The organism is Dactylosporangium sp. NPDC048998 (genome assembly GCF_043197855.1).
Lineage (GTDB): Bacteria > Actinomycetota > Actinomycetes > Mycobacteriales > Micromonosporaceae > Dactylosporangium.
In genome coordinates this window covers 493,250-509,822 of the sequence record NZ_JBICTV010000004.1, presented here as the reverse complement: position 1 = coordinate 509,822, position 16,573 = coordinate 493,250, and the positions used below count along the sequence as shown (strand labels likewise).

The window sequence follows — 16,573 nt, the reverse complement described above, 5'->3', positions numbered from 1 at the left end:
CCGCTGCAGGGAAGCTGCGCGGTGGCGGAAGAGCGACGCGGAAAGGCCCCCGTCCCAAAGAGGACGAGGGCCTTTCCAAACGCTCGTGGCCGGACCGCGGTAGCCGATCTGCGCGGAAGCCGCGCGGCGGGGAAAGACCCCGCCGCGCGGACCGTCAGACGTTACGCGGCCGGCTCGTCGGCGGAGCCGCCGCCGGACAGCTCGGCCGGGACCGCGTCGGGCACCGCGCCCGGGCGGTCGGCGCCGTCGAAGACCAGCTTGGCCTTCTCGAACTGGGCCGGGTCGCCCTCGCAGTCGATGACCACGATCTGGCCCGGGCGCAGCTCGTTGAACAGGATGCGCTCGGACAGGGCGTCCTCGATCTCGCGCTGGATCGTGCGGCGCAGCGGCCGCGCGCCCAGCACCGGGTCGTAGCCCTTGTTGGCCAGGAACTTCTTGGCGTTGTCCGTCAGCTCCAGACCCATGTCCTTGTTGCGCAGCTGGGTCTCGATCCGGGCGATCATCAGGTCGACGATGCCGAGGATCTGGTCCTGCATGAGCTGGTGGAAGACGATCGTGTCGTCGATACGGTTGAGGAACTCCGGGCGGAAGTGCTGCTTCAGCTCGTCGTTGACCTTCTGCTTCATCCGCTCGTAGTTGGACTCGTTGTCCTCCGACGCCTGGAAGCCCAGGGACACGGCCTTGGCCACGTCGCGGGTGCCCAGGTTGGTGGTCAGGATGATCACCGTGTTCTTGAAGTCCACGATGCGACCCTGACCGTCGGTGAGCCGACCGTCCTCGAGGATCTGCAGCAGGGTGTTGAACACGTCCGGGTGGGCCTTCTCGATCTCGTCGAAGAGGACCACCGAGAACGGCCGGCGGCGGACCTTCTCGGTCAGCTGGCCGCCCTCGTCGTAGCCCACGTATCCGGGAGGCGCGCCGACGAGGCGGGACACCGTGTACCGGTCGTGGAACTCGGACATGTCGAGCTGGATGAGCGCGTCCTCGGACCCGAAGAGGAACTCGGCGAGCGCCTTGGACAGCTCCGTCTTCCCGACGCCGGACGGGCCGGCGAAGATGAACGAGCCGGACGGGCGCTTCGGGTCCTTCAGGCCGGCCCGGGTGCGCCGGATCGCCTTCGAGACCGCCCTGACCGCGTCCTCCTGGCCGACGAGGCGCTTGTGCAGCTCGTCCTCCATGCGCAGGAGGCGGGCCGTCTCCTCCTCGGTCAGCTTGTACACCGGGATGCCGGTCCAGTTGGCCAGCACCTCGGCGATCTGCTCGTCGTCGACCTCGGAGACGACGTCGAGGTCGCCGGCCTTCCACTCCTTCTCGCGCTGCGCCTTCTGGCCGAGCAGCTGCTTCTCCTTGTCCCGCAGCTGCGCGGCGCGCTCGAAGTCCTGCGCGTCGATGGCGGACTCCTTGTCGCGGCGCACCTGAGCGATGCGCTCGTCGAAGTCGCGGAGGTCTGGCGGAGCGGTCATCCGGCGGATGCGCATCCGCGCGCCGGCCTCGTCGATCAGGTCGATCGCCTTGTCCGGCAGGTAACGGTCGGAGATGTAGCGATCGGCGAGGGTCGCCGCGGCCACCAGGGCGGCGTCGGTGATCGTCACGCGGTGGTGCGCCTCGTAGCGGTCCCGCAGGCCCTTGAGGATCTCGATCGTGTGGGCGAGGGACGGCTCACCCACCTGGATCGGCTGGAAGCGCCGCTCCAGCGCCGCGTCCTTCTCGAGGTGCTTGCGGTATTCGTCCAGGGTGGTCGCACCGATGGTCTGCAGCTCGCCACGGGCCAGCATCGGCTTGAGGATGCTCGCCGCGTCGATCGCGCCCTCCGCGGCACCCGCACCGACGAGCGTGTGAATCTCGTCGATGAACAGGATGATGTCGCCGCGGGTGCGAATCTCCTTCAGAACCTTCTTCAACCGCTCCTCGAAGTCACCGCGGTAGCGGGAGCCGGCGACCAGCGCGCCCAGATCGAGGGTGTAGAGCTGCTTGTCCTTGAGCGTCTCGGGCACCTCACCCTTGACGATCCGCTGGGACAGCCCCTCGACCACCGCGGTCTTGCCCACGCCGGGCTCGCCGATGAGGACCGGGTTGTTCTTGGTACGGCGGGACAGCACCTGCATAACCCGCTCGATCTCTTTCTCCCGGCCGATGACCGGATCGAGCTTGCCCTCGCGCGCCGCCTGGGTGAGGTTCCGACCGAACTGGTCGAGCACCAGGCTCGTCGACGGGGCAGCCTCGCCGGGAGCGCCGGTGCCGGCCGCGGCCGGCTCCTTGCCCTGGTAGCCGGAGAGCAGCTGGATGACCTGCTGGCGGACCCGGTTGAGGTCTGCGCCCAGCTTGACCAGCACCTGGGCGGCGACGCCCTCACCCTCCCGGATCAGGCCGAGCAGGATGTGTTCGGTGCCGATGTAGTTGTGCCCGAGCTGCAGCGCCTCCCGCAACGACAGCTCCAGCACCTTCTTGGCGCGTGGCGTGAACGGAATGTGTCCGCTCGGCGCCTGCTGGCCCTGGCCGATGATCTCCTCGACCTGCTGGCGGACACCCTCCAGCGAAATGCCGAGGCTCTCGAGCGCCTTGGCCGCCACGCCCTCACCCTCGTGGATGAGGCCGAGCAGGATGTGCTCGGTGCCGATGTAGTTGTGGTTGAGCATCCGGGCTTCTTCCTGCGCCAGGACGACAACCCGTCGTGCTCGGTCGGTGAACCGCTCGAACATCCCTGCTCCTCACGTGCCGTGTCCGTCGCCGCCGCTTCTACGCGGAACCCCCGTCGAGCGGGGGTCGCCACGCCGAAGCTCTGTCGGACGCCAACGTGACCGTGCCATCACTCTATCGCCGCGGGCCGACACATTGCGGGTGTGCGGCGTTGCCGCACCTCCACATCCGGGGCGCCGGGACCCACGATCTCTAGTTGCCTACCCTCCGGGAACCGCGTGTACCCGGTGCTTCTGCCCAACGTTCGCATCTCCTGGCCTGTTCCAGCACTCCCGCCGGTACGCCAAGAGCGAAATCGGGCGACCCAACGGCGAACACCCACCGTAACTGAACCGCTACGATGGGTGTCTGAACTCTCTAGAATCGAACAGCTTGGCCTGAACGTCCCCTTAGCAGACCTCGACCGGACGAAACGGTCAACGGGGGCTATCGGCCCGCTTCGGCGTTATAGCGGTCAACGATTTCCTGCTTGATGCGACCCCGGTCGGACACCTTGATGCCCTTGTTCTGCGCCCATTCCCGAATCGCCTTGTTCTGCTCGCGATCCGCGGCGGCACCACCCCGGCCGCGCGCGCTGGCCGCGCGCCCGCCGACAACGACGCCACCCCTGCCGACCTTGGTCCCGGCGGCCAGGAACGGTCCGAACGCATCGCGCAGCTTCGTTGCGTGCTTCTTGGACAGGTCGATCTCGTACTGCACGCCGTCGAGCGCGAACTTCACCGTCTCGTCGGCTTCTCCGCCGTCGAGGTCGTCGACCAGCACGTGGATGGTCCGCTTGGCCACTGTCATATTCCCTTCAAAGAAGCCCGCCCGCGATGTGCGAATGCAAAGATAACGCAGTAAGGCCGCGCTACGTCAACGGTACGCCGAAACTACCTCGCCCGCACCAGAAGAAAGCGATCGTTTCCGGCACGCGAAGGCGATCGATTCCGTGCCATCCCGCCACCGACCACCGGCGCGGATGTACGGAATGCCACCGGGCTGACGCAATGCGCAAGTCGGCGCCGATCCCCAAGCCCCGCCCGGCGCCACCCGGCAGGTCAGCGCGTCGGAAATAGCCCGGAAGCAATGCGGGCGTACAGATCCGTGTCGGGCACCTTGCTATGTGTGACCAAGTGCAGTGTCATCTAGCAACTGCAACATGGCACCGGAGGAGAATTCGGCAGGCGCGTACGGTTGGGGCGTGGACTTCGCAAAACACGCGTCCTCGTTCGGCGCGGCCGCCGCCCTCTACGACCGAATCCGCCCGCGCTATCCGGAAGCGGCGCTGCGCTGGGCGCTCGGCGACGAGCCACGCGCCATTGTCGACCTGGGCGCCGGCACCGGCATTCTGACCCGCCAGCTGGCCGAACTGGGCCACCGCGTCATCGCGGTCGAGCCGGACGACGAAATGCGCCGGCAGATCGGCGGCGATGCCCGGCCCGGCAGCGCCACCGCAATTCCGCTCGGCGATGCCACACAGGACGCCGTCACCGCCGGCCAGGCATATCACTGGTTCGCCGGCGAGCCCGCCCACGCCGAGATCGTCCGCGTGCTGCGCCCCGGCGGCTTCTTCGTGCCGATCTGGAACGTGCGCGACGAGTCGGTGCCGTGGGTGGCCGAGCTGTCCGAGGTGTTCGACGGCCACCGGGCCCGCTCCGTCATCGACGAGCGCCATCTGCCCCCGGAGCAGTTCGGACCCCTATTCGCCGCCGCGGAGCTGCGCCTTTTCCACTGGAGCACGCCGCACACCGCCGATTCCCTGGTCGAGCTGATCCGATCCCGCTCCTATTATCTCGTCTCCGACGACGACACCCGCGCCGCCCTGGAGCGGCAGGTCTGCGAGCTGGCTTCGCGCGAGTTTGGCGAACGGGAATACTTCGATCTGCCATATGTCACATACGCATATCGCGCCGCGAAGGTCTAGGTGTTGCGCTCGAATATCAGGCGGAGACCGATCAGCGTGAGCATCGGCTCGTGATGCGTCACACTCTCGCACTCCCCGATCACGATCGACGCCAGCCCGCCGGTGGCGACGACCGCCTTGACGTTGCCGCCGAGCTCCGCGGTCACCCCGCGCACCACCCCGTCGACCTGGCCCGCGAAGCCGTACACGACGCCGGCCTGCAGGCACTCGACCGTGTTCTTGCCGATCACCCGCGGCGGCTTGACCAGCTCGACCTTGCGCAGCTGCGCGGCGCGGTCGGCCAGCGCGTCGACGGAGATCTCGATGCCCGGGGCGAGGACCCCGCCCAGGAACTCGCCCCGCGCGGACACCACGTCGAAGTTGGTCGAGGTGCCGAAGTCCACGACGATCGAGGGGCCGCCGAAGAGGGTGTACGCCGCCAGGGTGTTCGCCACCCGGTCGGTGCCGACCTCTTTCGGGTTGTCGATGGCGAGCTGAACTCCGGTGCGCACGCCGGGTTCCACGATCACCGTGGGGACGTTCCCGTAGTACCGCTGCAGCATCGTGCGCAGCGAGCGCAGCGCGGCGGGGACCGTCGAGCACGCCGCGATCCCGGTCAGGGACACGGCGTCGGTGGCCAGCAACCCCCGGTAGAGCAGGCCGAGCTCGTCCGCGGTCGCGCGGGCGTCGGTCTTGATCCGCCACGAGTGGACGATCTTCTCACCCTCGAACGTGGCGAGCACCGTGTTGGTGTTTCCGATGTCGATGCACAGCAGCACCCCGGAAGCCTAACCAACGACCGTTCAATTACGATCGCGTGCCAATGATCTCGAACGCCCGCACGCTGCTCGCACTGCTCCCGGTGGTCACGCTGGCGTTCGCCGCCGTCGCGCTCCGCCCGCGCGCCGAGGCCGATCGTCGCCTCGCGGTCGTCCGCGCCGCCATCGCCGTCGCGTGCGGCACGGTGCTCGGCGTCGAGCTACTCTCCCTGCTCAACCTGGTCTCCGCGGGCCCGGTGATCGCCGTGTGGTGCGTTGCGGCGGCCGCGACGGGCTGGCTGGCCTGGCGCGGCAAGACCGACATCCGGTCGTTTTTCACGAAAAGTCCACCCGACGCCCGCGTCCGCGTCCTCATGGGCGCTGTCGGGCTCCTCGTCGCCGCCGAGCTCGTCCTGGCCCTCGCCTCGTCGCCGAACAACTACGACTCCAACAGCTACCACCTGCCCAAGATCGAGCACTGGATCGCCGACGGAAACGTCGGCAACTTCGCCACCGCGCAGACCCAGCAGCTCATCCTCGTGCCCGGCGCCGAGTTCCTGCTGCTCCAGCTGCGCCTGCTCACCGGCGGTGACGGCACCCTCAACCTGCTGCAGTGGGCCGCGGGCCTGCTCGGCGCGCTCGCCCTGGCCCGCTGCGCCGCCCAGCTCGGCGCCGGCCGGGCCGGCCAGTGGCTCGCCGCGGCCGTCTTCCTCACCGCGCCCGCGATCGTCCTGGAGTCCACCAGCACCCAGAACGACCTGGTCGTCACCGCCTGGATCGCCTGCGCCGCGACGATCGCCCTGGACGCGCGGCGCCGCCCCGCCACCGCCGCCGACGTACTCGCCCTCGCTGGCGCCGCTGGCCTGGTCATGGTGACCAAGTCCACCGGCCTCATGGCGCTGCTGCCGGTGCTGGCCTACTGGGCGGTCTGCCAGCTCAGGCGAAAAAAGATCAAGCCGACGTTGTACGGCGGGTGCGCCGTCGCCGCCGCCTGCGCCCTGCTCGCCGGGCCCTCGCTGCTGCGTGTCCAGGAGGCGTTCGGCTCCCCGTTCGGGCCGCCCGGCTACCGCACCGCGCTCTCCACCACCCGCCACGACCCGCCCGCGGTGCTGGTCAACGGCCTGCGGCTGGGCGCCTCGACGCTGCTCACCCCGGTGCCGCAGGTCAACGCCGCGGTCGGCGGCGCGGTCGTGCGCATCGCCGGCCTCGTCGGCGTGGACCCGAACGACCCGGCGATCACCCAGTGGCGCAGCGTGTTCCCCGGCGACCGGTGGAAGCCCGACGAGGACCGCTCGCCGTACCCGGTCCAGTCCGCCCTCGCCCTGCTCGCCACCGCGCTCGGCCTGTGCTTCCGGCGCACCCGGGGCTACGCCGCGATGGTGCTCGGCGCCCTCGTCCTGACGGCCGCGATCGTGAAGTGGCAGGACTGGGGCAACCGCCTGATCCTTCCCGCCTTCGCCGTCGCGACGCCCCTGGTCGGCTTCTACCTGGAAAAGGTGACAGGCCCGAACGACGACGCGGACCCGGGCGGGCGAGCCGGCCGGGCCGGCCGGGCGGGCCGGATCGTCGCCGGGGTGCTCGCGGCGGTCGTCGTCGGGGCCGGCGCCGTCCACGGATACGTCGCCGTGCTCTACGGCCAGCCGCGCCGCCTCGTCGGGCAAGGGTCGGTCTTCACGCTGGACGACTGGCAGGAGCGCTTCGTGCGCATGCCCGACCAGGCCGCCGGGTACCGCACCGCGATCGACCAGGTCCGCGCCAGCGGCGCCCGGCGGGTCGGGCTCGTGCTGGACGGGGACCTCTGGGAGTACCCCCTCCAGATCGAGCTGCGCGACAAGCAGCTGATCGAGCTCGAGTCCCGGGTCCCCAGCGAGCCGGCCGGGAGCGTCACGACGGTCGATGCGGTCATCTGCGTCTCCACCCAGGAGCTGTGCCGGGGCATCGTGCCGCAGGATTGGCGGTACAACCGCATCGACCAGTTCGTGACGACGGCCTTTCCGTCCCGTTAGGCTCCCGTCACTCAGTGCAGCCGCAGGTCCATCGCGATGTCGAGGATCGGCGAGGAGTGGGTGAGGCCGCCGACCGACAGGTAGTCGACGCCGGTCGCCGCGTACTCCGCGGCCGTGGCCAGGGTCAGGTTGCCCGTCGCCTCCAGCTCCGCCCGCCCGCCGACCGCGCTGACCACCTCGCGCAGCAGCTCCGGCCGCATGTTGTCCAGCAGCAGGAACGTCGCGCCGGCCGTGACCGCCTCGACGGCCTCGCCGACCGTGGTGATCTCCACCTGCACCGGCACATCCGGGAACGCCTCACGAACGCGTTCGTACGCGGCCGTGATCCCGCCCGCCGCCAGCTTGTGGTTGTCCTTGATCATGGCGACGTCGTAGAGCCCCATGCGCTTGTTGGTGCCGCCGCCCGCCCGGACCGCGTACTTCTCCAGGACCCGCAGGCCCGGCGTGGTCTTGCGGGTGTCGAGGACCAGCGCCTTGGTGCCCTCCAGCAGGTCCGCCCAGCGGCGGGTGTGGGTGGCGACGCCGGACATGCGGCACAGCAGGTTGAGGGCGGAGCGCTCGGCGGTGAGCAGTGCCCGGGTGGGCCCACTCACCGTGGCCAGCACATCACCGCGGGCCACCCGCTCGCCGTCCCGCCTCCTCACTTCCGCGGTGGTACCGCCGGACGCCGCCTCGAACACCGCCACCGCCACCCACAGGCCGGCCACCACGCCGTCGGCCCGGGCCACGATGTCGGCCTCGTCGGTCTGGTCCTCCGGAACGGTCGCCACGCTGGTCACGTCCAGGCCCTCGGGCCCGAGGTCCTCGGCCAGGGTGCGCCGTACGATCTCGTCCACGGCCGCGGGGTCGAGCCCCACCTTGCGAAGCTCGGCCTCGGTCTGGATCCTCACTGCGTCTTCACGCGTCCTCCCAGGTCTCGGTCAGCGCGCCGGCGTCGTCAAGGGCGGCGAGGAAGTGGCCCCGGTAGACGTCGCTGGCGTCTGGAAAGTCCTCCCGCCAGTGGCATCCCCGGGTCTCCTGCCGCTGCGTTGCGGCGGCGACCAGGGCACTGGCGACGGTGAGCAGATTGGTGGCCTCCCAGGCGGCCACGTTCGGGGTCGTGCGATCGAGCGACAGCTTCGTGAGCGCCTGCCCGGCCTGGTCGAGCGACTCGGCGCTGCGCAGTACCGACGCGTGCGCCGACATCGCGGCCTGCAGGTGCGGCCGGATCGACGGGTCCGCGGACCAGGCGGCGCGCTCCGGGGTGGCCGGGTCCGCCTGCCGGGGCAGGTCGCGCGCGATGTCCTCGGCGATGCGCCGGGCGAAGACCAGCCCCTCCAGCAGCGAGTTGGACGCCAGCCGGTTCGCGCCGTGGACGCCGGTGCAGGCGACCTCGCCGCAGGCGTACAGGCCCGGGATCGACGTCCGCCCGCGCAGGTCGGTCCGCACGCCGCCCGACGCGTAGTGCGCGGCCGGCGACACCGGGATCAGGTCGGCGGCCGGGTCGACGCCCGCGGCGCGGCAGGACGCCACGATCGTCGGGAACCGCGTCTCGAGGAACTCGCGGCCCAGGTGCCGCGCGTCCAGCCACACGTTGTCGGTGCCCTCGGCGCGCATGACCCGGTAGATACCCTTGGCCACGACGTCGCGCGGCGCCAGCTCGGCGAGCTCGTGCCGGCCGACCATGAAGCGGTTGCCCTCGGCGTCGCGCAGATACGCGCCCTCGCCACGCAATGCCTCACTCACCAGTGGCTGCTGGGAGTCGCGGTTGCCCAGCGCGAGCGCGGTCGGGTGGAACTGTACGAACTCGATGTCGGTGACCCTCGCCCCGGCCCGCAGCGCGAGCGCGACGCCGTCACCGGTCGACACGATCGGGTTGGTGGTGGCGGCGAAGATCTGCCCCATGCCCCCGGTGGCCAGCACGACCGCCCGCGCCATGACCGCGCCGACGCCGTCCTCGGCGCCCTCGCCGAGCACGTGCAGGGTCACCCCGCAGGCCCGCCCGCCGGCGTCGGTCAGCAGGTCCAGCACGAGCGCGTGCTCGATGAGGCGGATCCACGGGTCGCGGTGCACGGCGGCGTGCAGCGCGCGCTGCACCTCGGCCCCGGTCGCGTCGCCGCCCGCGTGGATGATGCGGTTGGCGTGGTGCCCGCCCTCGCGCGTCAGCATGAGCGAGCCGTCGGTGTTCCGGTCGAACTCGGCGCCCCACCGGATCAGCTCGCGCACCCGGGTCGGCCCCTCGCGCACGAGCACGTCCACGGCCGCCGGATCGCAAAGCCCGACCCCGGCGACGAGCGTGTCCTGCGCGTGCGCCTCGGGCGTGTCGAGCGGATCGAGCACCGCTGCGATCCCGCCCTGAGCCCACCGCGTCGACCCGTCATCGATGTTGACCTTGGTAACGACGGTGACGTGCAGCCCGGCCTCACGGAGGTGGAGCGCGGCGGTCAGCCCCGCCACCCCGGATCCGATGACCACGACGTCGGTCGGCTCGGCCCACCCGGGCTGTGGCCCGTCAAGCCGGCGCGGCACGATCGGCCCGTTCATGCCTTGAGTCATCCCTACAGTCAACATCACTCATACGGACGGCGGGTGGTGATGCTCGTCGCCCTCCCGTATCCCCTTCTCACGCTCGGTAATGCCACGAGGTCACCGGTCCGGCGGGTCGTCAGGCCAGTGGGAGTGGGGCCGAGCCGATGCCGCGCACGGTGGCCTTCAACGGCTTGGGGCTCATCAGGTAGCACGCGAACGCCTGGTCGCTGCCCAGCCAGTCCGACGCCGTCTTCGGGCCGGCCGAGCCCGGCGCCAGATCCTCGCGCGAACCGTTCTCCGGCAGGCCCAGGTATTTGAGGCCGACCGTCGTGCAACCCTTCGCCGTCGCCGACTTGACGGCCGCCTCGTCGAACGGGGCCTCCGGCGGGGTGATCGTGTACACGCCCGAGTACTCACCGTCGTGGGTTTCGGAGCACCCGACGTACCGAAGCAGATCTCCGCTCCGCTGCACACAAGCGATCGCGAGCGGTGAATCCTGCGCGAGCGCCCCCTTGAGCGTCCCCTCGTGGGCGGCGAACTGATCGCCGGTCGGGCCGGTCACCTCGGCCACGCCGCAGCCGAAGAACCCGTCGGTCGCGGGCTTGACCCACGACGCCACGATCTGCACCCGCGCCTCGTGCCAGCCGCCGGCGAGGAAGAGCGGCCCCTGCACGAGGCAGGCGCGGCGCGCCTGGGCGTAGAGCAGCGCCTGCGTGATCTTGACGTCGTCGCCCTTCGCGTCGTCGAGGCGATGCAGCAGGTCCTTGCCGACCTGGCCGACGTAGAACAGCTCGACGGTGTGCGCCCCGGCGCAGTCGACCGGGTCACCGACCCACGGCAGCGCCGCCTTGACCCCGTCGGCGTCGACCTTGTAGCAGGTCCCGGCCTTCGGCGCGCCGGCCGGCGGGCTGCTCGGGATGTCCCGCCCCTGTCCGCGCTCGTACATCCAATACACGCCGCCGCCGAGTAGCGCCACGACCACGACGATGAGGGCCACCCGCTTCATGAGGAAGCAGTCTGCGTTACCCGCCGGTAACTGTCCAGTCACGCGCCCGGCGTGAGACGGCGCTAAATCGTGCCGCTGCCGACGTTCTTGATCGAGCGCGACACCGTCTTCTTGTCGAAGAGCATCGCGTAGCAGCGTGCCGAGCGGTTGCCGCGGCTCCAGTTCTCCTCGTCGACCATCCAGAAGCCGATGCCGACCTGCTGGTGGTTGGTGAGCTGCGACGCGGTCATCCCCAGGTACTTCGCCCCCAGCGCCTCGCAGCCCGGGCGGATCGCGGTCTTGCGCTCGTCAGCGTTGCTCGGGAACGGGCGGTCGTTCGAGGTGTACGTCCCGACGTACTCCATGTTGTGTGTGCTCGTGCACGCCGTCGGCGTGTAGTCCAGCCACGTCTTGCCGTCGGTGTCGTAGACCTCCATCGCGCAGGTCAGCGCGAGCGGCTTGTCCCCCGTCAGCGTGCCCTTGAGGCTGCCGGTGCGGTTGACCGGCTTGTCGCCGTCGCTGACCACCTCGGCCAGGTCACACCGCAGGTAGCGGGCGCCGCTGGCCCACTGCGTCGAGGACGGGACCAGGACCAGCAGCTCGAGCCGGCCGTCGTGGTAGTCGCCGCCGAGGAACTTCTCGGCCTCGGTCGCGCACTTGGTCCAGCCGTCCTTGAGCGCCGCGCCCTTCGGCGGGGTCGTGCCGCTGGCCGCGCTGCCGGTGAGGTCGCCGACGTAGAAGGTCTCGCTCCCGTGCGAGGCCGAGCACGAGTCCGCCGGCTTGAAGGAGAACAGCGTGGTGGTGTCGGTCGCGAAGTAGTCGACGGAGGTGGTGTAGCAGGCGTCGACCGGCGGCAAGGGGACCTTCGGCGTGGCGAGCATCTGCCAGTTGTTGGTGAGGTCCCGGTCCGTGCCGGCGGGCGTGCCGCAGCCGGCCAGCAGGGCCAGGGCCATCGCCGGCACCAGCGCCGAGATCAGCTTGCGCGCCATCCTCGTCCGTCCTCCCCCAGCTCGGCAGATGCCATCCTGTCCGATGCCCGATCGGCCAGGAGCCGGACCGGGCGCAGGCAGTCTGCCCAACCATAGACGCGATTGGCAACACCGCGATAAAGGCCACGAAGCCAATGAAGGCGACGAAACCAGTAAAAGCGACGAACTCGACAAAGGCGGCTAGCGCCGAACGAGGTCGCCCCGGACGGGAGCACCCACCATTCCGGGCGCGGCGCCGGCCGCGTCTTGGTCGAGCGAGATCACGCGGTTGTCGGCGTCGACGTGCACGATGCGGGGCTGGTAAGCACGGGCGGCGGCGTCGTCGAACTGGGCGTACGAGATCAGGATGACCAGGTCGCCCGGGTGCACCAGGTGGGCGGCGGCGCCGTTGATGCCGATGACGCCGGACCCGCGCGGCCCGGCGATCACGTACGTCTCCAGCCGCGCCCCGTTGGTGACGTCGACGATCGCGACCTGCTCGCCGGCGAGCAGGTCGGCGGCCTCCATGAGGTCCTCGTCGACTGTCACGGATCCGACATAGTGAAGGTCGGCCTGGGTCACCGTGGCCCGGTGGATCTTCGACTTGAGCATCGTGCGGATCACGGCAGGTCCACTCCAAGGTTGTCGATCAGTCGCGTGGCGCCCACCCAGGCGGCGGTCAGGAGCCGAGCCGGGCCGTGCTGCGGCGCGGGACCGAGCATCGGGTCGGTGAGCACCAGGTAGTCGAGCTTGACCTCGGGGACCTTGGCGAACTCGGCCAGGCCCGCCTCGACGTCCCCCGCGGCCGCGGCCGCCCGCAGCGCGCGGTGCAGAACCAGCGCCGCCTCCCGCTCGGCCGGGGCCAGGTAGCGGTTGCGGCTGCTCAGGGCCAGGCCGTCGGGCTCGCGCACGGTCGGCACGCCGCGCACGTCGATCGGCAGGTCGAAGTCGCGGGCCATCGCCCGGATCAGGCCGAGCTGCTGGTAGTCCTTTTCGCCGAAGTACGCCTGGTCGGGCCGCGTCAGCTGGAACAGCTTGTTGACCACGGTGAGGACCCCGTGGAAGAAGCCGGGCCGGCTGGCGCCCTCCAGCACGACGCCGAGCGGGCCGGGGTCGACGCGCACGGCGGGCTCGCCGGACGGGTACATGACCTCGCGCGTCGGGGCGAAGACCAGGTCCACGCCGCAGTCGCGGGCCATGTCGAGGTCGGCCTCCAGCGTGCGCGGGTAGCGCTCGAAGTCCTCGGTGGGGCCGAACTGCAGCGGGTTGACGAAGATGGTGAGCACGAGCGACCCGGCCTCCGCGCGGGCCCGGCGCAGCAGCGCCTCGTGCCCGGAGTGCAGCGCGCCCATGGTCATCACCACGGCGACGTCGCCGGTCAGCGCGGCGCGCCCCGCCCGCAGCTCCGGACGGGTGGAGACGACCTTCACGCGGCACGCTCCTTGGCCGCGTCGCGCAGGACGTCCAGCATCGGCTCGGCGTCGATCGGGCGCAGCCGGCCGGCGGCGATGACCCGGTCGGCGGTGCGCCGGGCCAGCGCCAGGTACGGCGGCACGGACCCGGGCGCGACGGCGTCGAGGGCCCGCAGGTGCTTGGCCACGGTGCCGGCGTCGCCGCGGGAGACCGGGCCGGTGATGGCGGCGTCGCCGAGGCGCAGCGTGTTGTCGAGCGCGGCGCCCAGCAGCGGCGCCAGGACCCGCTCGGGCTCCTGCACGCCGGCGTCGCGCAGCCGGTCCATCGCCTCGCTGACGAGCGTGGCCAGGTGGTTGGCGCCGTGGGCGAGCGCGGCGTGGTACAGCGGCCGCCGCTCCTCGGCGATCCACTCGACGACACCGTGCAGGTCGGCGACCAGCGACTCGGCCATGGCGCGCAGCTCGCCGGGGGCGGTCACGCCGAAGGAGACGCCGGCCGCGAGCCGGTCGAGGTCGGCCTCGGTGCCGGTGAACGTCATGGCCGGGTGCAGCGCCAGCGGCAGGGCGCCGGCGGCGACGACGGGGGCGAGCACCGCCAGGCCGTGCGCGCCGGAGGTGTGTGCGACGACCTGACCGGGGTGCAGCGCGCCGGTCTCGGCCAGGCCCTTGACCAGGCCGGCGAGGACGTCGTCGGGGACCGCCAGCAGCACGAGGCCCGCGGCGGCGGCGACCTCGTCGGCGGGCAGGAGGCGCGCGTGCGGCAACAGGCGCTCGGCGCGGGACTTGGAGGCGGCGGAGACGCCCACCGCGGCGATCACGGTGTGCCCGGCTCGCTCGAGCGCGGCGCCGAGCACCGCACCGACTCGACCGGCACCGATGATGCCGATGTTTTGCCTGTTCACAGCGCTGTTCATCGGAAAGATCCAGTCCTCTTCAACGGGGTACCGGTCGATCAGAAGTATGCGCTGCAGCGGGCAAAGCGGACAGGCGTTGTGGGATTGTCAACAGCGCGTCTCGTCCGCCTCACCCCCCGCAAAACCGCAGCTAGTGCGGTGGCCATAAACGTTGGCAGGGTGGCGGCGGGGCGGGTTCTGTCGTACGTGTGTGCTAGAACCTGTGGGTGCCTCGTCGTCGGGATCCGGATGCGCCGCGGGTGGTGTACCGCACCGCCCGGGTCGGCCTGCGCCTGACCCGGGCGCAGCGGCACCGCTGTTTCGGGCTGCTGCGCTCGGCCGGCGACGTCTGGGCGTGCGTCCTCGAGGTCAATGCGTGGCGGCGGCAGCGCCGCGACCCGCCGCTGGTGGCCTATCAGGCGTTGTGCCGGGAGTTGGCGGCGGCCGGGCCGGGCACGTTCGGCGAACTGGACAGTGTGGGTGCCCGGTCGGTGCTGCGCCGCTACTCGGACGCCTGGTTCGCCGCGGCGAAACGCCGCCGGGGCGGCGATGTGACGGCGCGGTTTCCGCGGCGGCGACGTGGCCTGGTGCCGGTGCGCTGGTATCACGGCACGTTCACCCTCGACGGGCAGCGGCTGCGGCTGCCCGCCGCGGTCGGGTGTGCGCCGTTGTGGCTGCGGCTGGACCGGGCGGTGCCGTACCCGGTGGGGCAGGTGCGGTCCGTGACGTTGCTGGCCGAGGGTGGCCGGTTGTGGGTGGAGGTCACCGCCGAAGTCCCCATCGCCGCATATCCGCCGGGTGTCGGTCCGGATGCGGGCCGGGTGGCCGGGGTCGATCTGGGGGTCATCCATCCGTATGCGGTGGCCGGGCCGGACGGGCAGGGGTTGCTGGTGTCGGGGCGGGCGATCCGCGCTGAGCATCGCATGCACCTGGCCGACTCCAAGGCCCGCCGCCGTGCGGTCGCGGGCCGGGCGCCCACGCCTGGGCAGCGGGGGTCCAGGCGGTGGCGGCAGTACCGGCGCCGAGCCCGGCAGGTGGAGGGCCGGCACCGGCGGCGGGTCCGGCAGGCCCAGCACGAGGCCGCCAAGACCGTCATCGCCTGGGCCGTCGAACACCGCATCGGCACCCTGACCGTCGGCGACCCGCGGGGTGTCCTCGCCCTGGACGCTGGGCGGCGGCACAACCTGCGGCTACGGCAGTGGCAGATCGGCCGGGCCATCGCCGTGTTGCGGGACAAGGCCGAACTGGCCGGCATCACCGTCCAACTGGTCGACGAGCGGGGCACGTCCTCGACCTGCCCCGCCTGCCGGCAGCGCATCCGCAAACCGGCCGGGCGGACCATGACCTGCACCACCTGCCACACCTCGGGGCACCGTGACCTGTTCGCGGCGGCCACCATCGCCACCCGGACCCCTGCCGGTGGCGGCAACAGCAGCACGGCGGCGGTCCTGCCGCACGTGATCACGCACCGTCGAGCCGGACGGCACCTGCCCGGTGCCGGTCGGTCCCGGCGTGACCCCCGCCGACCACACCGACCACCACCCGCACCAGCGGTGGCGGCCGGCGCGGCGGTCATGGGGTCGGTTGGCCGGCTGAGGCCCGCCCCACCGCACACAGCGGTGGGGAGTCGCTCGACCGCACCCCGCGGCGAGGAACCACAAACCCCAACCCAACCCGGTAAACGTTTGTGGTCACAGCACTAGAGCCGGTGGTGCAGGTACTCCCTGATCAGCGCCTTGGCCTCGCCGAGCACGACGGGATCCCCGTCCTGCGAGCGCCGGAACGCGAGCTTGATCAGCGCGTCGGCGGCCTCGACCGCGATCGCCAGCACGAACTGCAGGCGCTGGGCGTCGAGGATGCCGAACCGCTCGATCAGCAGTCCGGCGAGTTGCGAGACGATGACGTCGTTGTTGTCCCGCTCGTCGTCGAGCAGATGGATGTCGACCACATCGCCGAAGTGCAGGGTGCGGAACCCCGGCACCGTGCGGTGCATGTCGATGTACTCGTCGATCGCCGCGTCGACGGCGTCCCACCAGTGCGAAATGTCCTCGTCGGCCAGCCGGGCGCCGAGGCGCTCCAGGTAGCCCTCCAGGCTGCGCAGCGTGAGCGCCTGGACGATGGCCCGCTTGTCCGGGAAGAACTGATAGACGGAGCCGATCGCCACCCCCGCCCGCTCCGCCAGTAGCGTCGTGGTGAGCCCGTCGTAGCCAACCTCGTCGACGAGTTCGGCGCAGGCGTCGAGCATCCGCCCGACCCGCGCCACGCTGCGCCCCTGCACCGGCACCCGGCGCAGCGGCTTCGTACCGGCGCCGGCCACAGTCTGCGTCGCCACCCGGTCTTCCCCCCTTTGTCTCGTCGGATCTGACCGGTAACTCCCGCTCAGACCCGCCTTTGAAACCTACTCACGTCAACGACCGGGCACGATCGACGGATAGCCCATTTCACCCTTGTGATTGACCTG

General features: G+C 71.0%; 14 protein-coding genes. 3 read left to right on the top strand and 11 right to left on the bottom strand.

Annotated features, from left to right (window positions below; translation table 11 throughout):
• Positions 1-161: 161 nt before the first annotated feature.
• Together ACGFI8_RS13095 and ACGFI8_RS13090 are read right to left on the bottom strand one after the other, a co-directional pair.
• Complete coding sequence (locus ACGFI8_RS13095) at positions 162-2,699, bottom strand: ATP-dependent Clp protease ATP-binding subunit (RefSeq protein WP_392803805.1); 2,538 nt, start codon at positions 2,697-2,699, stop codon at positions 162-164.
• 424 nt (positions 2,700-3,123) lie between these two features.
• On the bottom strand, positions 3,124-3,480 hold the full coding sequence (locus tag ACGFI8_RS13090; RefSeq protein WP_392803803.1) for an Lsr2 family protein: 357 nt from the start codon (positions 3,478-3,480) through the stop codon (positions 3,124-3,126).
• Between the two features lie 400 nt (positions 3,481-3,880).
• Between ACGFI8_RS13090 and ACGFI8_RS13085 the strand changes: the two genes are divergently transcribed.
• Positions 3,881-4,603 (top strand): class I SAM-dependent methyltransferase, encoded by a 723-nt coding sequence (locus ACGFI8_RS13085; RefSeq protein ID WP_392803801.1) that lies wholly within the window; start codon positions 3,881-3,883, stop codon positions 4,601-4,603.
• On the opposite strand, the gene ACGFI8_RS13080 is transcribed toward ACGFI8_RS13085, so the two are convergent.
• Positions 4,600-5,361 (bottom strand): type III pantothenate kinase, encoded by a 762-nt coding sequence (locus ACGFI8_RS13080; protein WP_392803799.1) that lies wholly within the window; start codon positions 5,359-5,361, stop codon positions 4,600-4,602. The two genes, ACGFI8_RS13085 and ACGFI8_RS13080, sit on opposite strands and share 4 nt — an antisense overlap.
• Before the next feature lie 44 nt (positions 5,362-5,405).
• Here ACGFI8_RS13080 and ACGFI8_RS13075 point away from each other — a divergent pair, with 44 nt between their 5' ends.
• On the top strand, positions 5,406-7,346 hold the full coding sequence (locus ACGFI8_RS13075) for a hypothetical protein (protein ID WP_392803797.1): 1,941 nt from the start codon (positions 5,406-5,408) through the stop codon (positions 7,344-7,346).
• A gap of 11 nt (positions 7,347-7,357) precedes the next feature.
• On the opposite strand, the gene nadC is transcribed toward ACGFI8_RS13075, so the two are convergent.
• The 7 genes from nadC to ACGFI8_RS13040 all read right to left on the bottom strand — a co-directional run bounded on the left by nadC (position 7,358) and on the right by ACGFI8_RS13040 (position 14,133).
• Positions 7,358-8,236, bottom strand: a complete 879-nt coding sequence (gene nadC / locus ACGFI8_RS13070) for a carboxylating nicotinate-nucleotide diphosphorylase (protein ID WP_392803795.1) — start codon at positions 8,234-8,236, stop codon at positions 7,358-7,360.
• Positions 8,237-8,243: 7 nt separating this feature from the next.
• Complete coding sequence (locus ACGFI8_RS13065) at positions 8,244-9,869, bottom strand: L-aspartate oxidase (protein WP_392803793.1); 1,626 nt, start codon at positions 9,867-9,869, stop codon at positions 8,244-8,246.
• 121 nt (positions 9,870-9,990) lie between these two features.
• Entirely contained in the window at positions 9,991-10,860 is an 870-nt protein-coding gene (locus ACGFI8_RS13060) for a septum formation family protein (protein ID WP_392803791.1), read from the bottom strand.
• Between the two features lie 62 nt (positions 10,861-10,922).
• A complete protein-coding gene (locus ACGFI8_RS13055) occupies positions 10,923-11,828 on the bottom strand; it encodes a septum formation family protein (RefSeq protein ID WP_392803790.1) in 906 nt (301 codons plus the stop codon).
• 180 nt (positions 11,829-12,008) lie between these two features.
• Positions 12,009-12,431 carry an aspartate 1-decarboxylase gene (gene panD / locus ACGFI8_RS13050; RefSeq protein ID WP_392803788.1) on the bottom strand — a complete coding sequence of 141 codons (423 nt, stop codon included), beginning with the start codon at positions 12,429-12,431 and terminating at the stop codon, positions 12,009-12,011.
• Complete coding sequence (panC, locus tag ACGFI8_RS13045) at positions 12,428-13,237, bottom strand: pantoate--beta-alanine ligase (protein WP_392803786.1); 810 nt, start codon at positions 13,235-13,237, stop codon at positions 12,428-12,430. Before panC ends, panD begins: the two co-directional genes overlap by 4 nt.
• A complete protein-coding gene (locus ACGFI8_RS13040; protein ID WP_392803784.1) occupies positions 13,234-14,133 on the bottom strand; it encodes a Rossmann-like and DUF2520 domain-containing protein in 900 nt (299 codons plus the stop codon). The genes panC and ACGFI8_RS13040 overlap by 4 nt, the downstream gene beginning before the upstream one ends.
• A gap of 206 nt (positions 14,134-14,339) precedes the next feature.
• Here ACGFI8_RS13040 and ACGFI8_RS13035 point away from each other — a divergent pair, with 206 nt between their 5' ends.
• A complete protein-coding gene (locus ACGFI8_RS13035) occupies positions 14,340-15,815 on the top strand; it encodes an RNA-guided endonuclease InsQ/TnpB family protein (protein WP_392803782.1) in 1,476 nt (491 codons plus the stop codon).
• On the opposite strand, the gene ACGFI8_RS13030 is transcribed toward ACGFI8_RS13035, so the two are convergent.
• Positions 15,812-16,357, bottom strand: coding sequence for a TetR/AcrR family transcriptional regulator (locus ACGFI8_RS13030; protein ID WP_392804094.1), 546 nt, complete (start codon positions 16,355-16,357; stop codon positions 15,812-15,814). The genes ACGFI8_RS13035 and ACGFI8_RS13030 overlap by 4 nt on opposite strands.
• Positions 16,358-16,573: the final 216 nt, after the last annotated feature.

What these genes read in the sequence shown, in the direction of transcription:
- ACGFI8_RS13095 (WP_392803805.1), bottom strand. Translation starts at nt 2,699, where the DNA reads ATGTTCGAGCGGTTCACCGACCGAGCACGACGGGTTGTCGTCCTGGCG.
- ACGFI8_RS13075 (WP_392803797.1), top strand. Translation starts at nt 5,406, where the DNA reads ATGATCTCGAACGCCCGCACGCTGCTCGCACTGCTCCCGGTGGTCACG.
- ACGFI8_RS13065 (WP_392803793.1), bottom strand. Translation starts at nt 9,869, where the DNA reads ATGAACGGGCCGATCGTGCCGCGCCGGCTTGACGGGCCACAGCCCGGG.
- ACGFI8_RS13060 (WP_392803791.1), bottom strand. Translation starts at nt 10,860, where the DNA reads ATGAAGCGGGTGGCCCTCATCGTCGTGGTCGTGGCGCTACTCGGCGGC.
- ACGFI8_RS13055 (WP_392803790.1), bottom strand. Translation starts at nt 11,828, where the DNA reads ATGGCGCGCAAGCTGATCTCGGCGCTGGTGCCGGCGATGGCCCTGGCC.
- ACGFI8_RS13040 (WP_392803784.1), bottom strand. Translation starts at nt 14,133, where the DNA reads ATGAACAGCGCTGTGAACAGGCAAAACATCGGCATCATCGGTGCCGGT.
- ACGFI8_RS13030 (WP_392804094.1), bottom strand. Translation starts at nt 16,357, where the DNA reads ATGCTCGACGCCTGCGCCGAACTCGTCGACGAGGTTGGCTACGACGGG.